General features: G+C 73.9%; 14 protein-coding genes and 1 pseudogene. 8 read left to right on the forward strand and 7 right to left on the reverse strand.

Annotated features, from left to right (window positions below; all coding sequences use genetic code 11):
- Positions 1 to 34 precede the first annotated feature (34 nt).
- The gene (gene pdxH / locus RHODO2019_RS13940) at positions 35 to 664 is read right to left on the reverse strand and encodes a pyridoxamine 5'-phosphate oxidase (RefSeq protein WP_354005604.1); all 630 of its coding nucleotides are present in this window, start codon (positions 662 to 664) and stop codon (positions 35 to 37) included.
- Between the two features lie 258 nt (positions 665 to 922).
- On the opposite strand from pdxH, the gene RHODO2019_RS13945 reads away from it, so the two are divergent.
- The 5 genes from RHODO2019_RS13945 (at position 923) to RHODO2019_RS13965 (ending at position 7979) form a co-directional block, all read left to right on the forward strand.
- Complete coding sequence (locus RHODO2019_RS13945) at positions 923 to 2047, forward strand: citrate synthase 2 (RefSeq protein WP_265384785.1); 1125 nt, start codon at positions 923 to 925, stop codon at positions 2045 to 2047.
- Between the two features lie 104 nt (positions 2048 to 2151).
- Complete coding sequence (serC, locus tag RHODO2019_RS13950; RefSeq protein WP_435532125.1) at positions 2152 to 3276, forward strand: phosphoserine transaminase; 1125 nt, start codon at positions 2152 to 2154, stop codon at positions 3274 to 3276.
- 171 nt (positions 3277 to 3447) lie between these two features.
- Positions 3448 to 4299, forward strand: coding sequence for a septation protein SepH (gene sepH / locus RHODO2019_RS13955; RefSeq protein WP_265382356.1), 852 nt, complete (start codon positions 3448 to 3450; stop codon positions 4297 to 4299).
- 69 nt (positions 4300 to 4368) lie between these two features.
- On the forward strand, positions 4369 to 6144 hold the full coding sequence (locus RHODO2019_RS13960) for an ABC transporter ATP-binding protein (protein ID WP_265382357.1): 1776 nt from the start codon (positions 4369 to 4371) through the stop codon (positions 6142 to 6144).
- The gene (locus RHODO2019_RS13965; protein ID WP_265382358.1) at positions 6141 to 7979 is read left to right on the forward strand and encodes an ABC transporter ATP-binding protein; all 1839 of its coding nucleotides are present in this window, start codon (positions 6141 to 6143) and stop codon (positions 7977 to 7979) included. The genes RHODO2019_RS13960 and RHODO2019_RS13965 overlap by 4 nt, the downstream gene beginning before the upstream one ends.
- A 154-nt stretch (positions 7980 to 8133) precedes the next feature.
- On the opposite strand, the gene RHODO2019_RS13970 is transcribed toward RHODO2019_RS13965, so the two are convergent.
- The 3 genes from RHODO2019_RS13970 to RHODO2019_RS13980 all read right to left on the reverse strand — a co-directional run bounded on the left by RHODO2019_RS13970 (position 8134) and on the right by RHODO2019_RS13980 (position 10504).
- Positions 8134 to 8997, reverse strand: coding sequence for a hypothetical protein (locus RHODO2019_RS13970; RefSeq protein ID WP_265382359.1), 864 nt, complete (start codon positions 8995 to 8997; stop codon positions 8134 to 8136).
- A 227-nt stretch (positions 8998 to 9224) separates the two neighbouring features.
- Entirely contained in the window at positions 9225 to 9710 is a 486-nt protein-coding gene (locus RHODO2019_RS13975; RefSeq protein WP_265382360.1) for a DUF2537 domain-containing protein, read from the reverse strand.
- Positions 9707 to 10504, reverse strand: a complete 798-nt coding sequence (locus RHODO2019_RS13980) for a TrmH family RNA methyltransferase (RefSeq protein ID WP_265382361.1) — start codon at positions 10502 to 10504, stop codon at positions 9707 to 9709. Before RHODO2019_RS13980 ends, RHODO2019_RS13975 begins: the two co-directional genes overlap by 4 nt.
- Positions 10505 to 10541: 37 nt before the next feature.
- On the opposite strand from RHODO2019_RS13980, the gene RHODO2019_RS13985 reads away from it, so the two are divergent.
- Genes RHODO2019_RS13985 through RHODO2019_RS13995 form a run of 3 tightly spaced genes read left to right on the forward strand, consistent with a single transcriptional unit; the run spans position 10542 to position 13934 of the window.
- Complete coding sequence (locus tag RHODO2019_RS13985) at positions 10542 to 12050, forward strand: glutamate-cysteine ligase family protein (RefSeq protein WP_265382362.1); 1509 nt, start codon at positions 10542 to 10544, stop codon at positions 12048 to 12050.
- A gap of 31 nt (positions 12051 to 12081) precedes the next feature.
- Positions 12082 to 13278, forward strand: a complete 1197-nt coding sequence (locus tag RHODO2019_RS13990; RefSeq protein ID WP_265382363.1) for a GNAT family N-acetyltransferase — start codon at positions 12082 to 12084, stop codon at positions 13276 to 13278.
- A gap of 5 nt (positions 13279 to 13283) precedes the next feature.
- Entirely contained in the window at positions 13284 to 13934 is a 651-nt protein-coding gene (locus tag RHODO2019_RS13995) for a prepilin peptidase (RefSeq protein ID WP_265382364.1), read from the forward strand.
- A gap of 35 nt (positions 13935 to 13969) precedes the next feature.
- Here the strand turns inward: RHODO2019_RS13995 and RHODO2019_RS14000 are convergent, their stop codons facing one another.
- The 3 genes and pseudogenes from RHODO2019_RS14000 to RHODO2019_RS14010 all read right to left on the reverse strand — a co-directional run bounded on the left by RHODO2019_RS14000 (position 13970) and on the right by RHODO2019_RS14010 (position 17390).
- Positions 13970 to 15265 (reverse strand): MFS transporter, encoded by a 1296-nt coding sequence (locus RHODO2019_RS14000; protein ID WP_265384786.1) that lies wholly within the window; start codon positions 15263 to 15265, stop codon positions 13970 to 13972.
- A 170-nt stretch (positions 15266 to 15435) separates the two neighbouring features.
- A pseudogene (locus RHODO2019_RS14005) lies at positions 15436 to 15846 on the reverse strand (MarR family winged helix-turn-helix transcriptional regulator); the annotation flags it as partial.
- An 83-nt stretch (positions 15847 to 15929) separates the two neighbouring features.
- The gene (locus tag RHODO2019_RS14010; protein ID WP_265382366.1) at positions 15930 to 17390 is read right to left on the reverse strand and encodes an NCS2 family permease; all 1461 of its coding nucleotides are present in this window, start codon (positions 17388 to 17390) and stop codon (positions 15930 to 15932) included.
- Between the last annotated feature and the right edge of the window lie 15 nt (positions 17391 to 17405).

Raw genomic sequence — 17405 nt, forward strand, 5'->3', positions numbered from 1 at the left:
CCCGCTCATGGTTGCCGTCGGGCGCGGAGCCCGCTCATGGTTGCAGGCGTTCGAGCACCCACTCGCGCGTCGCCGGGTTCAGGCGGAAGCGGAGCCGGTCGTGCATCCGGTTGTCCCGGCCCTGCCAGAACTCCACCGACTGCGGACGGATGCGGGTGCCACCCCAGTGCGCCGGCACCGGGATCAGCTCCACGTCGGCGTAGCGGCGGGTGACGAGGTCGAGGGCGTCGTCCAGCGCCTGGCGGGAGGACACGGTGGAGGACTGCGCCGAGGCCCACGCGCCGAGCTGGCTGCCCCGCGGACGGCCGGCCCAGTAGGCGGCGGTCTCCTCCGTCGACGTCCGCTCGGTGGCCCCGCGCACGTGCACCTGCCGCTGCATCGCCACCCACGGGAAGGTGGCGCTGGCGTAGCGGGTGTCGCGCAGGTCGTGCGCCTTGGCCGAGGTGTGGTTGGAGTAGAAGACGATCCCGCGGGCGTCGAGGCCCTTGCAGAGCACCGTCCGGCTGGACGCGCGGCCGGCGGTGTCGGAGGTGGCCAGCACCATCGCGTTCGGCTCGACCGTGCCGGCGGCGGTGGCCTCGGTGAGCCAGCGCGCCAGCTGCTCGTGCCAGGTGGCAGCGACCGTCGACTCGTCCAGGTGGCCCGCCCGGTAGGCCACCCGCATGGACGCGAGGTCCGGGGCTCGCTGGGCGTCCTCGCCTGTCCCCTGCTGCGTTCCGGCCACGCCAGGAGGCTACCCGCGAGCGGCCGTGGTGCTCGCGGGGCGGCCGGCCACGTTGCACAGGCGTGCACGCCCGGTGCAGGCTGACCCCGAACGTGCAGCGCAGCACGGGTGACGACGACCTCCACCCCTCGCGGCTGCGCGCGCACGACCAGCGCGGAGACACCCGTGCTGCGCGCCGACGAGGAGGACCTGAGCACCGTGGCACCAGTAGAGGTACCGGCCGACTTCGTGTCGGGTCTGGAGGGCGTCCTCGCCTTCACCACCGAGATCGCCGAGCCCGACAAGGACGGCGGCGCCCTGCGCTACCGCGGGGTGAACATCGAGGACCTCGTGGGCAACGGGGTGACCTTCGGCAACGTGTGGGCCCTGCTCGTCGACGGGAAGTTCGGCCCCGGCCTGCCGCCGGCGGAGCCGTTCCCCCTGCCCATCCACACCGGTGACGTCCGGGTGGACGTGCAGGCCGGGCTGGCCATGCTCGCCCCGATCTGGGGCTACCAGCCGCTGCTGGACATCGACGACGCCACGGCGCGCGAGCAGCTCGCCCGTGCCTCGGTGATGGCGCTGTCCTACGTCGCGCAGTCGGCCCGTGGCATCCACCAGCCCGCCGTGCCGCAGAGGCGCATCGACGAGTGCACCTCGATCACCGAGCGCTTCATGACGCGCTGGCAGGGCGACCCCGACCCCCGCCACGTCGAGGCGATCGACGCCTACTGGGTCTCCGCCGCCGAGCACGGCATGAACGCCTCCACCTTCACCGCCCGGGTCATCGCCTCCACGGGGGCCGACGTCGCGGCGGCCATGTCCGGTGCGATCGGCGCGATGAGCGGTCCGCTGCACGGCGGGGCCCCGGCCCGGGTGCTGCCGATGATCACCGAGACCGAGTCCTCCGGCGATCCCGCCGGGCTGGTCAAGGGGATCCTCGACCGCAAGGAGAAGCTCATGGGCTTCGGGCACCGGGTGTACCGGGCCGAGGACCCGCGCGCCCGCGTGCTCCGCGCGAAGTGCAAGGAGCTGGACGCACCGCGCTACGAGGCGGCCGCCGCCCTCGAGCAGGCCGCGCTGACCGAGCTCCGCACCCGCCGTCCGGACCACCCCATCGAGACGAACGTGGAGTTCTGGGCCGCCGTGATCCTGGACTTCGCCGAGGTCCCGGCGCACATGATGCCGGCCATGTTCACCTCCGGGCGCACGGCCGGCTGGGCCGCGCACATCATGGAGCAGAAGCGCCTGGGCAAGCTGGTCCGCCCGGCCGCCCTGTACGTGGGCCCGGACCCGCGCAAGGCCGAGGACGTCGAGGGCTGGGCGGACATCACCCACGCCTGAGCGGTCCCCGCGCCGATCCGGCACCGCCCCCGAGTCCCGCCGCTGACCCCTGGTCGGGCGGACCCGGGGGCGGCTCCGTGCGCGGACCAGGCAGGATGGGGGCCGTGACAACTCCCGCGATCACCATCCCGGCCGAGCTCCTGCCCGTCGACGGCCGCTTCGGCTGCGGCCCGTCGAAGGTGCGACCCGAACAGCTGCAGGCCGTGCTCGACGGCGGGCGCACGGTCATGGGCACCAGCCACCGGCAGAAGCCCGTCAAGGACGTGGTGGGCCGGGTGCGCTCCGGGCTGCGCAGCCTGTTCGCGCTGCCGGACGGCTACGAGGTGGTGCTCGGCAACGGTGGCTCGACGGTGTTCTGGGACGCCGCGGCGCTGGGGCTGGTGCGCGAGCGCTCCCTGCACCTCACCAACGGCGAGTTCAGCTCCAAGTTCGCCTCCGTCACGAAGGGCGCGCCGTTCCTGGCCGACCCCGTCGTCGTGAAGGCCGAGCCGGGTTCCGCACCCGCGCCGGTCTCCGACGACTCCGTCGACCTGATCGGGTGGGCGCACAACGAGACCTCCACCGGCGTGATGATCCCGGTGCAGCGGCCCGCGGGCTCGGACGGCAAGCTCATCGCCATCGACGCCACCTCCGGTGCGGGCGGGCTGCCCCTGGACGCGAGCGACGCCGACGTCTACTACTTCGCCCCGCAGAAGTGCTTCGCCTCCGACGGCGGGCTGTGGGTCGCGCTGATGAGCCCGGCCGCGCTGGAGCGGGTGGCCGAGATCGGGGCCACCGACCGCTGGATCCCCGAGTCGCTCTCGCTGACCACCGCGCTGGACAACTCGACCAAGGACCAGACCTACAACACCCCGGCCGTCGCCACGCTCATCATGTTCGCCGAGCAGCTGGAGTGGATGAACGGCCAGGGCGGCCTGGACTGGTGCACGAGCCGGACCGCGGACTCCTCCTCGCGGCTGTACGACTGGGCGCAGAGGTCGGAGTTCGCGACCCCGTTCGTGGTCGAGCCGGCCCAGCGCAGCCTGGTGGTCGGCACCATCGACCTCGACGACGCGGTGGACGCCGCGGCCGTGGCGAAGGTGCTGCGCGCCAACGGGGTCGTGGACACCGAGCCGTACCGCAAGCTCGGCCGCAACCAGCTGCGGGTCGGGATGTTCCCGGCGATCGAGCCGGACGACGTCACCGCGCTCACCGCGTGCATCGACCACGTGGTCGCCGCCCTCTCCTGAGTCCGCCCGTTCCCGAACCGCCAAGTGCGGGCTTCTGGTCATCATTCGGCCCCTGGTAACGCCAGAAGCCCGCACTTGGCGTCTGGGTGCCGCAGCGTGTCCGTCCCCCCACGGCTCACAGGTGAATTACAGTGGTGTCGTTCGGTACGCGAGGGTCACTGGGAGGTCACCGTGCGGGCACTTCGAGTCATCGGTCTCGACGCCGACGGGCGCTCCGTGGTCTGCGAGGACGTCGAGCGCGGCCAGCAGTACCGGCTGCCTGCCGACGAGCAGCTGCGGGCCGCCGCCCGGGGTGACCTGACCCGCCTGGGGCAGATCGAGATCGAGCTGGAGGCGCAGCTGCGCCCCAAGGACATCCAGGCCCGCATCCGGGCCGGCGCCACGGTCGAGCAGGTGGCCGCCGCGGCCGGCATCCCCGCCCAGCGCGTCGAGCGCTACGCCCACCCCGTGCTCCTCGAGCGCTCCCGAGCGGCCGAGATCGCCCAGGGCGGGCACCCGCTGCGCGCGGACGGCCCCGCGCTGGAGACGCTGCTCCAGGTGGTCACCCAGGCGTTCGCCGTGCGGGGGCAGGACCTCGACCACGCCCGCTGGGACGCCTGGCGCGGCGAGGACGGCCGCTGGGTGGTGCAGCTGCTGTGGCGCACCGGGCGCAGCGACAACCGCGCGCACTGGCGCTTCCAGCCCGGTGCCCACGGTGGCACCATCACCGCCCTGGACGACCACGCCACCGAGCTCGTCGACCCCGACCCCACGCGACCGCTGCGCACCGTCGCGCCCGTGACCCAGCTGACGGCCGCACCCGAGCAGGCGGAGCTGGTCGTCGAGGCCGAGCCGGCCCCCGAACCCGTCGCCGAACCCGTCGCCGAGGCCGAGGTCGAGGTCCCCCTCGACGAGCCCGCCGACGCGCAGCCCGCCCACGAGCCCGCCGCCGCGCAGGGCCCGCAGCACCGCACGCCCAAGGGTCGCCCGAGCATGCCGTCCTGGGAGGACGTGCTGCTCGGGGTGCGCAGCCAGCGCGGCTGACCCCACCGCTGCGCCGGGGGCGAAAACCGGCTGCTCTCGTCGGGGCGAGAAGTTAGCCTGAGCAACAGCATGAGCACCGTCGACTCCCCCACCCCGCGCTCCACCCTGGCCTCCCTGCGGCGCCTGGGTCCCTACGTGCGCCAGGTGCGCCGCCCGATGGCCTGGTCCGCCCTGGCTGCGCTGGGTGCCTCCGGCGCCGGACTGGTCATCCCGCTCGTCACCCAGCGCGTGGTCGACTCGATCACCCGGGGCGGCGGGCTGCGCGCGCTCGTGCCGCTGCTGGCCCTGGCCCTGGTCGTCGGGCTCGCCGAGGCCGGGCTGATCCTGGTGCGGCGCCGGGTGATCGCCCGGCCCACGGCGACGCTCGAGAAGACCATGCGCGATGACCTCTACGCGCACCTGCAGCGGCTGCCCGTCGCTTTCCACGACCGCTGGCAGGGCGGGCAGCTGCTCTCCCGCGCGGTCTCCGACCTCACCACGATCAGGCTGTTCCTCGCCTTCGGCGCGATCTTCATGGTCGTCAACGCCCTCACCGTGCTGCTCGGCGCGGTGGTGCTCGTGGTGCTGTGGCCGCCGTTCGGTCTCGTCGCCGTGGGTCTCGTGGTGCCGATGGTGTTCCTGTCCAGCCTGTTCGAGGGCCGCTACAAGACCGTCGCCCGGCTCTCGCAGGACCAGGTGGGTGACCTCGCCACCCGGGTCGAGGAGTCGGTCCTGGGGGTGCGGGTGATCAAGGCGTTCGGCCGGGGCCCCGGCTTCACCGCCCGCTTCGCCGCCGAGTCGGCCGCCCTGCGCCGCACCGAGATCACCAAGGTCAAGATCCTGGCCGTGCTGTGGGCCGCCATCATCGCGCTGCCGGAGATCGCGATCGGCGCCACGCTGCTGATCGGGGGCATCGGGGTCGGCCAGGGCCACCTCAGCCTCGGTGCGCTCGTCGCCGCCGTCACCACGGTCGTCTACCTGCAGTGGCCGATCGACTCGCTCGGGTGGCTGCTCGCGGAGGCCAACAAGACCGCCTCGGCGTCCGACCGCTACTGGGAGGTGCGCGACGCCGCCAGCACCATCACCGAGCCGACCCGGCCGAGGCCGCTGCCCACCCCCGTGCGGGGGGCGCTGAGCCTGCGGGACGTCCACTTCACCTACCCGGACGCCACCGAGCCCGTGCTGCGCGGCATCGACCTCGAGATCGCGCCCGGGGAGACGGTCGCGCTGGTGGGGCTCACCGGCAGCGGCAAGACCACGCTCACCACCCTGGTTCCCCGGCTGTTCGACGTCACCGGCGGAGCCGTCCTGCTCGACGGCGTGGACGTCCGCGAGCTGTCCACCAGCGTCCTGCGCGCCCACGTGGCCACCGCGTTCGAGGATCCGGTGCTGTTCTCGGCCAGCGTGCGCGAGAACGTGGCGCTCGGTCCGGGCGAGGTCACCGACGCCCAGGTCCGCGAGGCCCTCGAGGTCGCGCACTGCTGGGAGTTCGTCCAGGAGCTGCCGTGGGGCGTGGACACCCGCATCGGCGAGCAGGGGCTGAGCCTGTCCGGCGGCCAGCGCCAGCGCCTCGCCCTGGCCCGGGCCGTGCTGGGCCGACCGGACGTGCTGGTGCTCGACGACCCGCTCTCCGCGCTGGACGTGCACACCGAGGCCGAGGTCGAGCGGGCGCTGCAGCAGGTGCTCGCCGGCGTCACCTCCCTCGTCGTCGCCCACCGCCCCTCCACCGTCGCGCTGGCCGACCGGGTGGCGCTGCTCCAGGACGGCCGCATCACCGCCGTGGGCACGCACAGCGAGCTGCTGGCCACCTCCGCCGCCTACCGGCACGTCATCGCCAGCGACACCTCCGAGCTGAGCCGCACGTGAGCACCGCACCCGCACAGTCCTGGCGCGGCGTCGCCACCGAGGACACCGACACCGACGACCTCACCGTCTCGACCTCGCTGGCGCTGGCCGCGCGGTCCCGAGCGCTGCTGGGCTCCCTGGTTCGCCCGCACCGGCACTGGGCCTGGGTCGCTCTCGTGCTGGCCGTCGCCGAGAGCGTGGCCGCGCTCGCCGGACCGCTGCTCATCGCGGCCGCCATCGACACCGGTGTGCCCGCCGCGCTGCAGGGTCGGACCGGTCCCGTGGTGTGGATCGCCATCGCCTACACCGCCGCGGGCGTCGCCTCGGCCGGGCTGCGGGCGGCGTTCCTGCTCATCGCCGGGCGGGTGGGCCAGGACATCCTGCTCGACCTGCGCACCCGTGTGTTCCGGCACGTGCAGCGGCTCTCGGTCAGCTTCCACGAGCGCTACACCTCGGGCCGGGTGATCTCCCGGCTGACCAGCGACCTGGACTCGCTCTCGGAGCTGCTGCAGCAAGGCCTCGACGAGCTGCTGTTCTCCCTGCTGTCCATCGTCACCGTGACCGTGGTGCTGCTCTACCTCGACCTGCCGCTGGCCGTGGTGGTGCTGGTGGGGTTCGGTCCCCTGCTGGCGCTGACCCGCTGGTACCGCCGACGCTCCGCGGCCAGCTACCGGACCAACCGCACCGCCATCGCCGAGGTCGTGGTCGCGTTCGTGGAGAGCATGAACGGCATCCGTGCCGTGCAGGCCTACCGCCGCGAGCGCCGCAACACCGAGATCATGGACGAGGTGGGTGGTCGGTACCGCGACTCCAACGCCCGCGCGGCCGGGCTGCTCGCCACGTACGCCTCCACCCTGCGCGCAGTGGGCAACGTGACCCTGGTGGTGGTGCTCGGCTACGGCGCGCACCGGGTGTCGGGCGGTGCCCTGCAGATCGGGGTGCTCACCGCCTTCGTGCTCTACCTGCGCCGGCTGTACGGGCCGCTCGACCAGCTCGCGATGTTCCTCAACTCCTACCAGTCCGCCTCGGCCGCGCTCGAGAAGCTCTCGGGGCTGCTGCAGGAGCCGCTGGCGGTGGAGGAGCCGGCCGAGCCGGTGGCGCTGTCCGCGCACGCGGCGGGCGCCGTGCACTTCAACGGCGTGGAGTTCGCCTACTCATCGGCTCCGGAGCGGACGGTGCTGCACCACCTCGACCTCGCCGTCCCGGCCGGTCAGGTGGTGGCCGTGGTGGGGGCGACCGGGGCGGGGAAGTCGACGGTGGCCAAGCTGCTGGCCCGCTTCTACGACCCGACCGCCGGCGCCATCACCCTGGACGGGGTGGACCTGCGAGCGCTCTCGGAGGCCGACCTGCGGCGGTCGGTGGTGCTGGTGACCCAGGAGTCGTTCCTGTTCGGCGGGTCCGTGCTCGACAACATCGCGCTCGGTCGGCCCGGCGCCACCCGGGACGAGGTGGAGGCCGCCGCCCGGGCGGTGGGCGCGTGGGCGTTCATCGAGGCGCTGCCCGACGGCATCGACACCGACGTCCGCAAGCGCGGCGGGCGGCTCTCGGCCGGGCAGCGCCAGCTGGTGGCGTTCGCGCGGGCGTTCCTGGCCGATCCGGCGGTGCTGCTGCTCGACGAGGCCACCTCGAGCATGGACGTCCCGAGCGAGCGAACGGTGCAGGCCGCGCTGGAGACGGTGCTGCAGGCCCGGACGGCGGTGATCATCGCCCACCGGCTCTCGACGGTGCTCATCGCGGACCGGGTGCTCGTGGTCGACGGTGGCCGCGTGGTCGAGGACGGCAGCCCGGCCGAGCTCGTGGCGGCCGGCGGTGCGTTCGCCGAGCTGCACGCCCAGTGGGAGCACTCCCTGGCCTGAGCGACCCCCGTCCGCCGCGGGGCCACCGCCGGGTTCCGACGGCCCCGGCCACGTGGAACCTCGTGGTCGCCGCACCCGCGGGTTCCGGGCCACGTGGAACCTCGTGGTCGCCGCACCCGCGGGTTCCGGGCCACGTGGAAACTTGTGGTCGCGGTCAGGCGGCCAGTGCGCCCCGAACACGGGCAACCAGCTCGCGGTGCGGACGGTGCAGGTCGGCCCTCGTCACGAACACCACCACCCATCCCGCCTGCCGCAGCCTCTCCAGGCGCTGCCGGTCGCGCACCAGCCAGCCCTGGTCCCCGTGGTGTGCACCCTCGTACTCCACCGCGACCCTCTCGGCCACGAAGGCCAGGTCGACTCGGGCCACCAGTCCTCGTGCATCCCGGACCTCGTGCTGCGGTGTCGGGTCGAGGCCGGCGAGCACCAGGACGACCCGCGTCCACGACTCGGGCCGTGACTCGGCTCGACCGTCGGCCAGCGCCACCGCCTCACGGGCCAGCACCACGCCCCGGTCCGAACGACCAGCCAGCTCGCGCTCGAGCACCTCGCGGTGGACGAGACCACGGTGGAGCGCGATGTCGAGCTGCGGGACGACGTCGAGGGCCGATCGTCCGAGCACGAGGTCGACCGCCGCCCGCAGCGGGGTGGCGATCGGTCCGCCCGCACGGGCCTCGACCTCGTGGGCGGCCACGAGCCGTCGCCGGACCTCGACGTCGCGCCCGAGCTCGAAGCGTCGATCCAGGGGGACGACGACGTGGACAGGATCCCAGGGTTCGCAGAGCGCGGCTCCGTGCACGGTGAGCGCGGATGCACCGGTGACCACCGCGTCGCTGGGCGCGACGAGAGCCACGGCCCGGCAGCGGAGCTCGTGCGTGACCGCCGTGCCAGCGGCGCAGTAGACCCCTCGGACGAGCCTGCGCACCCGCGGCCCGCGCAGCACTCGTCGGCTGAGCAGGCCGGACTGCACGGCGGACGTACCGAGGAACAGCTCGGGGAGAGATCCGGTGGTGGGGTGCACGACCCCAGCCTGGCGCGGCCTCCGTCCCGCTGACATCGATCCGGGGGCACCTGTGGATGACGCGCACGTTGTCCACAACGTCCACAAGGCTCCACGTGGCCGGATGCGCGGCCTGATCCCGTCCACGAGGTTCCACGTGGCGGGGGCGGCCCGGCGGCGGGGCGGCGGGCGGCCCGGCGGCGGGGCGCGGGGCGGCGGGGGCGGCGGCCGGGGCGGGAGCAGGTGGCTCAGGTGAGGGCGGTGAGCAGGAGCCAGAACCAGGCCGCGACCGTGCCCGCGGCAGCGCCCAGGGCCACCCACCGCCACACCGGCCGGTCACGGGCGAGCCACGCCGACGGCGCCAGGCCGCCCACCACGAGGATGTTCGCCACCAGGGCCAGCACCCCGCTCAGCACGGCCACGCCCCGGGTCAGCACCAGCAGCGCGACCAGCACCACCGCTGCGCTCGCCGCGGCCAGCACCGACCCCGTCCCCCACGGCGTCGGCTCGGGCGGGTGCACCACCCGCACGCTCGACCCGTCCACCACGTGCACGGCCTCGCCCCGCTCGGCCGCCAGCCCGCGCGCCAGCTGCCCGGCCCGGCGGACCACGATCGCCCGCGCCTGGCCCGGCTCACCCCCCACGGCCCTGCTGACGATCTCCCAGTCGTGCAGCTCGGGGCTCACGGCGCCGAGGCCCTCCACCCCGGCGCCGACCCGCAGGACGACCGTCACCGCACGCGCTCGTAGAAGGCCATCGCCGCCGCGGTGGAGACGTTGAGCGAGTCGGTGCCCGGGGCCATCGGGATGCGTGCCCGCACGTCGCAGGCCCGCATGGCGTGCTCGGTCAGCCCCGGCCCCTCCGCCCCGACCAGCAGGGCCACCTTCTCACCGGTCATCGCGCTCGCCAGGGTCACCGCCCCCGGCTCCGGGGTCAGCGCGATGGTCTGGAAGCCGGCGGTGCGGAGCACGTCGAGGCCCCGGGGCCAGTTGGGGACGTCGGCGAACGGCACGCGCAGCACGTGTCCCATGCTCACCCGGACAGCCCGGCGGTACAACGGGTCGGCGCAGCGGGAGCCGAAGAGCACCCCGTCGACGCCCAGCCCGGCGGCGTTGCGGAACATGGACCCGAGGTTCTCCGGGTCGTTCACGCCCTCCAGCACAGCCACCGTGCGCGCACCCTGCAGCACCGCCCCGAGGTCCGTCGCCGGGGCCCGGTCGGCCGAGGCGAGCACCCCGCGGTTGAGGTGGAAGCCCACCACGTCGTGCATCACCTGCTCGCTGAGCAGGTAGAACGGCGCGTCGACGCTCGCGAGGTCCTCGGTGAGGGTCTCCATCCGTCGCTCGGTGCCCAGCAGGGCACGCAGCGGGAAGCGGGAGGCGAGCAGCCGCTGCACCACGAGGATGCCCTCGGCGATGACGAGCCCGCGCCCCTCGGGGAGGTCGGGTCGGCGGTCCGAGGAGTTGAGGTCGCGGAAGTCGTCCACGCGGGGATCGGCCGGGTCGTCGACCTCGATGATGTGCACCACCGGACCATCATCCCAGCGGGTGTGGCACCGTTCTGCCATGGGCGCCGACGTCGACCGCACCGAGTTCTCCCGCGAGGACCGGGCCCGCTTCCGGGCCAAGGTGCAGACCTGCACGGCTGTGCTGGCACGGATGCTGGCCGAGGGCGGCTTCTCCACCTCGGACCCGCAGATCGGCCTGGAGGTGGAGCTCAACCTGGTCGACGCCGACATGCAGCCGGCCCGGGCCAACGCCGAGGTGCTGCTCGCGATCGCGGACCCCGACTTCCAGACCGAGCTGGGCCAGTTCAACATCGAGATCAACGTCGCGCCGCGACCGCTGGCCGGGTCGCAGACCCTGGAGCTCGAGGCGGCCCTGCGCAGCTCGCTGGACGACGCCGACGCCAAGGCGCGCGAGAGCGGGCACCACATCGTCATGATCGGCATGCTGCCCACGCTGACCCGGGAGCACTTCCAGAGCCAGTGGATGTCGGTGAGCCCGCGCTACGACCTGCTCAACCAGCAGATCTTCGCCGCCCGCGGGGAGGACCTGGAGCTCGACATCACCGGGGTGCTCATGCCGGGTGCCGAGCGGCCCGAGCGGCTCGTGGTCACCTCCGACTCGATCCTGCCCGAGGCGGCGTGCACGTCGGTCCAGCTGCACCTGCAGGTGGAGCCGGAGGCGTTCGCGGCGCACTGGAACGCCGCGCAGTGCCTGACCGGCGTGCAGGCGGCGCTGGCCGGCAACTCCCCGTTCCTGGCCGGCAGCGCGCTGTGGCACGAGAGCCGCATCCCGGTGTTCGAGCAGGCCACCGACACCCGCCCGCTGGAGCTGAAGAACCAGGGGGTGCGCCCCCGCGTGTGGTTCGGCGAGCGGTGGATCACCTCCATCTTCGACCTGTTCGAGGAGAACTCGCGGTACTTCCCCGCGCTGCTGCCCGTGTGCTCGGAGGAGGACCCGCTGGAGGCGCTGGAGGCGGGCCGCACCCCGGAGCTCAGCGAGCTCAAGATGCACAACGGCACCGTCTACCGCTGGAACCGACCGATCTACGACACGGTGGACGGCACCCCGCACCTGCGGGTGGAGAACCGCGTGCTGCCGGCCGGGCCCACGGTGCTCGACACCCTGGCGAACGCCGCGTTCTACTACGGGGCGCTGCGTTCGCTGGTCGCCGCCGACCGTCCCGTGTGGACGCAGATGAGCTTCGACGCGGCCGAGGAGAACCTGCACTCCGCGGCGCGGGACGGCTTCGACGCGCAGCTCTACTGGCCCGAGGTGGGGTGGGTGCGCCCCGACGAGCTGGTGCTGCGCCGGCTGCTGCCGATGGCGCACGAGGGCCTGCGCAGCTCCGGGGTGTCCGACGAGGCCCGGGAGCGCTACCTCGGGGTGATCGAGGGCCGCTGCCTGGCCCGGCGCACGGGCTCGGTGTGGCAGCGGGAGACCGTGGCCACGCTGGAGGCCCAGGGCGCCGACCGGCCCGCCGCGCTCACGGAGATGCTGCGGCGCTACACCGAGCTGATGCACGGCAACACCCCGGTGCACACCTGGGCCGTGAACGACCACGGGTGACGACGGCGCCGGTCTGGCACCCTGACCGATCGTGAGCACTCTCGAGGTCCGCACCGGGACAGCCGCCGACCTCCCGGGGATCCACCTCGCCGGTGCGCGCGCGTTCGGTGACGAGGCCGGGCCCGAGCGGATCGCCGAGATCGACAGGCTCATCCCGCCCGCGCGCTACGTGCTGGGCCTCGACGCGGGGACCGTGGTCGGCGTCACGGCGGTGATGCCGCTGCGGATGACCGTCCCCGGGCGGGCCCAGGTGCGCGCGGCCGGCATCGCCGACGTCTCGGTGGCCGCCACCCACCGCCGGCGGGGGATCCTGCGACAGATCCTCTCCGCCCAGCACCACGGCCTCGTCGAGGAGGGGTTCGCGCTGGCTGCGCTCACGGCCAGCGAGGGCACCATCTACGGCCGCTTCGGCTACGGCCCGGCCACGGTGTACCAGCGCGTGGAGATCGACCGGCAGCACGCGGCGTTCCGGCCCGGCGCACCCGATCCGGGCGGGGTGCGGCAGACGACGGCCGAGCAGGCGCGGGGCCTGCTCCCGGCGGTGCACGCACGGTGGCAGAGCCGCACCCCGGGCGCCCTGCACCGCAGCGGGGCCTGGTGGGACTGGCAGCTCTCCGACCGGCCCGCCGAGCGCCGCGGGGCGAGCGCGCTGCAGTTCCTGGTCCATCCCGACGGGTACGCGACCTTCCGCCGCGCCGAAGGCCCACGCGGTCGTCAGGCCCGCGTCGTGGAGCTGGTGGCCGCCACCGAGGACGCCCACGCCGCGCTGTGGCGGGTGCTGCTCGGGCTCGACCTGGTGCCCACCGTGGTGGCCGAGCTCTCCCCCGACGACCCGCTGCCGTTCCTGCTCACCGACACCCGGGCGGCCCGGGTCACCGGCGCCCGGGACGGCGTGTGGGTGCGCCTGCTCGACGTGGGGGCCGCCCTGGCCCAGCGCCGCTACGCCACCGAGCTGGACGTGGTGATCGACGTCGCCGACGGGTTCCTCGGCCGGGGTGGGCGGTTCCGGCTCCGCGGCGGACCCGAGGGCGCGGAGTGCACCCGCACCGACGCCTCGGCCGACGTGCACACCGACGTGTCGACGCTGGGCTCGCTGCACCTGGGTGGGCACCGGGTGCGCACGCTGCACCGGGCCGGCCTGGTCGGCGTGCACGACCCTGCCGTGCTCGACCGGCTGGACCTGGCCCTGGTCACCGACCGGGCGCCCGTGCACGGGACCGACTTCTGAGCGCGGTGCTGGCCGCGGGCTGCGGGCTCGGCGGGGTGCTCGCCGGGCCGCTGCTGGACGCGCTGGCCCGGGCGGTGCCGCTGGAGCAGCCCGTGCTGCCGCTGCGGCGGCCGGGGCGGCTGACCGCGGTGGTCTCGCTGGTGACCGGGGTGCTGGCCGCGCTGGTGGCGCTGGCCTTCGACGGCTCGTGGCTGCTGCCGGCCCAGCTGTGGCTGCTGGGGCTTGCCGTGGTGCTGACGGTGACCGACCTGCAGCACAAGCGCCTGCCCAACGCTCTCCTGCTGCCCGGGGGCGCGGTGCTGGCGGTGCTGCTGGTGGCCGGGGCGCTGCTGGACGGGCGACCCGCTGGCCTGCTCGGGTCCGCCGTCACCGCCGGAGCGCTGTTCGCGCTGTTCCTGCTGGCGGCCGTCGTCTCGCCGTCCGGGATGGGCATGGGCGACGTGAAGCTCGCGGGCGTGCTCGGCCTGGCCCTGGGGCTGGCCGGGACGGCGGCCACCCTGCTGGCCGTCCTGGTGGCGTTCGCGCTGCACGCCGTGGTGTCGGTGGTGCTGCTGGCCACCCGCCGGGCCGGGCGGCGGACGGCCCTGCCCTTCGGGCCGGCCCTGCTCGTCGGTGCCGCGGTGGCCCTGGGGTGGCTCTCCCCGCTCGCCGCCTGACGCCAGCACGGCGCCGGCACCCGGCGCTGGACGGCTCAGCGGACGGGGACCGACTGCTCGACGGCGGCCGCGACCACCGCCGGGGTCACCACCAGCACGGGCAGGCGCACCCCGGGCTCGCGGTCCAGGCGGAGCCGGAGCCCCTCGTGGCGGACCAGGTACAGCGCGCACCCCAGCCCGGTGAGCAGCGCGACCACCCCGCCGACCACCACCGGGGCCCGGCCGCCGTAGGTGTTCGCGAGCCACCCCAGCACGGGTCCCCCCACCGGGGTGCCGCCGAGGAAGCACAGCATGTAGATCCCCATCACCCGCCCCCGCATGTCCGCGGGGACCGCGAGCTGCACCGTCGACATGGCCGAGGTGGTGAACACCAGCGACGCGACCCCCGCCGGGACCAGCACCACGCCGACGAGCATGTAGGTCGGCATGAGCCCGGCCGCGATCTCGAACACCCCGAACGCTGCCGCCCCGCCCAGCAGCCGCCGGGTCCGTGGGCGCCCCGTGCGGCGCGCGGCCAGGGTGGCCCCGGTGAGGGTGCCCACGGCGAGCAGGGTCAGCAGCAGCCCGTAGGAACCCGAGCCGCGGCCGAAGGTGTTGCGGGCCAGGATCGCAAGCGTGATGGGGAAGTTGAGGCTGAACGTGGCCACGAGGAACACCGCGACGAGCAGGATCCGCAGGTCGGGCCGCCCCCGCACGTAGGCCAGGCCCGCCCGCAGCTGGCCCGCCGTCCGCGGCGCGGGCACCGAGCGGACCAGCTCGTCGGGACGCATGGCGAGCAGCCCGGCCAGCACGGCGGCGAACGTGCCGACGTTGACCAGGAACACCCAGCCGGTGCCCACCACGGTGATCATCACCCCGGCGACGGCGGGGCCCACGATCCGCGCGAGGTTGAAGGTCAGCGAGTTCAGGCCGACGGCGTTGGTGAGGTGCGCCGGCCCCACCATCTCCACGACGAACGACTGGCGCACCGGCGCGTCGACCGCGGACACGCAGCCCAGGGCCAGCGCGACGGCGTAGACGTGCCAGAGCTGCACGAGCCCGCCCACGTCCAGCAGGCCGAGCACGAGGGCGCACACGGCCATCAGCGCCTGGGTCAGCAGGATCAGGCGGCGCTTGTCGTAGCGGTCGGCGAGGACTCCGCCCCACATCGAGAACACCAGCGTCGGGCCGAACTGCAGCGCGGAGACCAGGCCGAGGGCCACGGCGTCACCACCGGTGAGGGTGAGCACGAGCCAGTCCTGCGCGACCCGCTGCATCCAAGTGCCCACGAGCGAGACGACCTGGCCGGAGGCCCAGAGCCGGTAGTTGCGGGTGTGCAGCGAGGCGAACATCGACGCGCGGGCGGGCGCGGCGGAGCGGGGTGCGGGCGTCGTCACACCGGGGTGCTGGAGGACGGGGTGCTGGAGGACGGGGTGCTGGAGGACGGGGTGCTGGAGGACGGGGCGCTGGAGGATCCGGTGCCGTTCGTGGTCGGTCGACGCAGGACCGTGTCCCGGCCCACGACCATCCGGTCGATGATGGCGGTGGCCGCCCGCAGCGTCTCCCGCTCGGACGGGTCGAGCTCGGCGAGCTTGCCGTCCATCCACACCTCGCGCGCGTGCACCTCGTCGGTGATGAACTGCGCTCCGGCCGCGGACATGGACACGATCACCTGGCGGCCGTCGGTGGGGTGCGGCACCCGCTCGATGAAGCCCAGCTGCTCGAGCCCGGCGATGATCCGCGTCATCGACGGCGGCTGGACGCGCTCGCGCGCGGCGAGGGTGCCCGGCGTCATCGGCCCGTACATGTCCAGGGTGGACAGGGCCGAGACCTGGGTGAGGCTGACGCGCGTGTCACCGCGCTGCCCCCGCAGGCGCCGGTTCAGACGGACGACGGCCAGCCGCAGGTCGCTCGCGAGGTGGTCGTCGGACATGGTGGTTACTCTATCTCACCACTTTCGGGTGCTGGAAGGTTTGATGACCGCTGTACCCAGGTCGTGACCTGCGTGGGCGAAGGTCAGGACAACGCCTCGGTCACAGGACCCACGGCGAAGTACACGACGAACAGCAGCGCGACCACCCAGAGCAGCGGGTGCGTCCGGCGGGCGTCGCCCCGGGCGGCCCGCAGCACCACCCAGGTGATGAAGCCGACGCCGATGCCGTTGGCGATGGAGTACGTGAAGGGCATGACGACGATGGTGAGGAAGGCGGGCAGCGCCACCGAGAAGTCGCTGAAGTCGATCTCCCGGACCTGGCCGACCATGAGCGCACCGACGACCACCAGCGCCGGGGCGGCGGCCTCGATCGGCACCACCGAGTACAGCGGTGTGAGGAACATGGCCGCCAGGAACAGCACGCCCGTGACGACGTTGGCCAGGCCCGTCCGAGCCCCCTCGGCGATGCCCGAGGCCGACTCGATGAAGACGGTGTTCGAGGACGACGAGGCCGCCCCGCCCATCACCGCGCCCGCCCCCTCGACGACCAGCGCGCGGCCGATCCCGGGCAGGTTGCCGTCCTCGTCGACGAGCCCGGCCTCCTTTCCGAGGCCGGTCATGGTGCCCATGGCGTCGAAGAAGTTGGCCAGCACCAGCGTGAACACCAGCAGCGTCGCCGAGAGCGCACCGATCCGGGCGAACGCACCGAGGCTGAACTCCCCCACCAGGTGCAGGTCCGGCAGGCTCGCGAGGGTGTCGGGGACCGACGGCACCGAGAGGCTCCACCCCTTGGGGTTCGTGCCCGCCGAGGGCCCGACGTGGATGATCGCCTGGACGACGCCCGCGAGCACGGTGGTGACCACGATCCCGATGAGCAGCCCGCCCCGGACCTTGCGCACCACGAGCACCGCCATGAGCAGCAGCCCGAAGCAGAACACCGCGGTGGGCCACGAGGCGATGGAGCCCCCGATGCCCAGGCCCACGGGCACGGTGGTGGCGGCCGCGTCGGGCAGCCGACGGACGAACCCGGCGTCGACCAGGCCGATGAAGGCGATGAAGAGCCCGATGCCCGCGGCGATCGCCGCCTTGAGCTCGGTGGGCACGGCGGTGAACACCGCGGTGCGAAGCCCGGTGGCGGCGAGCACGACGATGACGAGACCCTCCACCACCACCAGGCCCATCGCCTCGGGCCAGGTCACCTGCGGGGCGATCGTCACGGCCACGAGGGTGTTGATGCCCAGGCCGGTGGCGATGGCGAAGGGGTAGTTGGCGATGATCCCGAACAGCACGCTCATCACCCCGGCGACCAGCGCCGTCACCGCAGCGACCTGGGCGACGGGCAGGATCGCGCCGGTGACGTCGGTCTTCGCGGCCGCGTCGTCGGGCGAGCTCGAGCCGAGCACCAGCGGGTTCAGCACCACGATGTAGGACATGGTGACGAAGGTGACGAGCCCGCCGCGCAGCTCTCGCGACATCGTCGACCCGCGCTCGGAGACGTGGAAGTAGCGGTCGAGCAGGGTGCGCGACCCCGTTGCGGTGGCCATGCTGGCTCCTCCCGG

The organism is Rhodococcus antarcticus, assembly GCF_026153295.1.
Lineage (GTDB): Bacteria > Actinomycetota > Actinomycetes > Mycobacteriales > Mycobacteriaceae > Rhodococcus_D > Rhodococcus_D antarcticus.

Bases quoted from the DNA above. Each gene is read 5' to 3' on its own strand.
- pdxH (WP_354005604.1), bottom strand. From the start codon at position 664: ATGCGGGTGGCCTACCGGGCGGGCCACCTGGACGAGTCGACGGTCGCT.
- RHODO2019_RS13960 (WP_265382357.1), top strand. From the start codon at position 4,369: ATGAGCACCGTCGACTCCCCCACCCCGCGCTCCACCCTGGCCTCCCTG.
- RHODO2019_RS13985 (WP_265382362.1), top strand. From the start codon at position 10,542: ATGGGCGCCGACGTCGACCGCACCGAGTTCTCCCGCGAGGACCGGGCC.
- RHODO2019_RS14000 (WP_265384786.1), bottom strand. From the start codon at position 15,265: ATGTTCGCCTCGCTGCACACCCGCAACTACCGGCTCTGGGCCTCCGGC.
- RHODO2019_RS14010 (WP_265382366.1), bottom strand. From the start codon at position 17,390: ATGGCCACCGCAACGGGGTCGCGCACCCTGCTCGACCGCTACTTCCAC.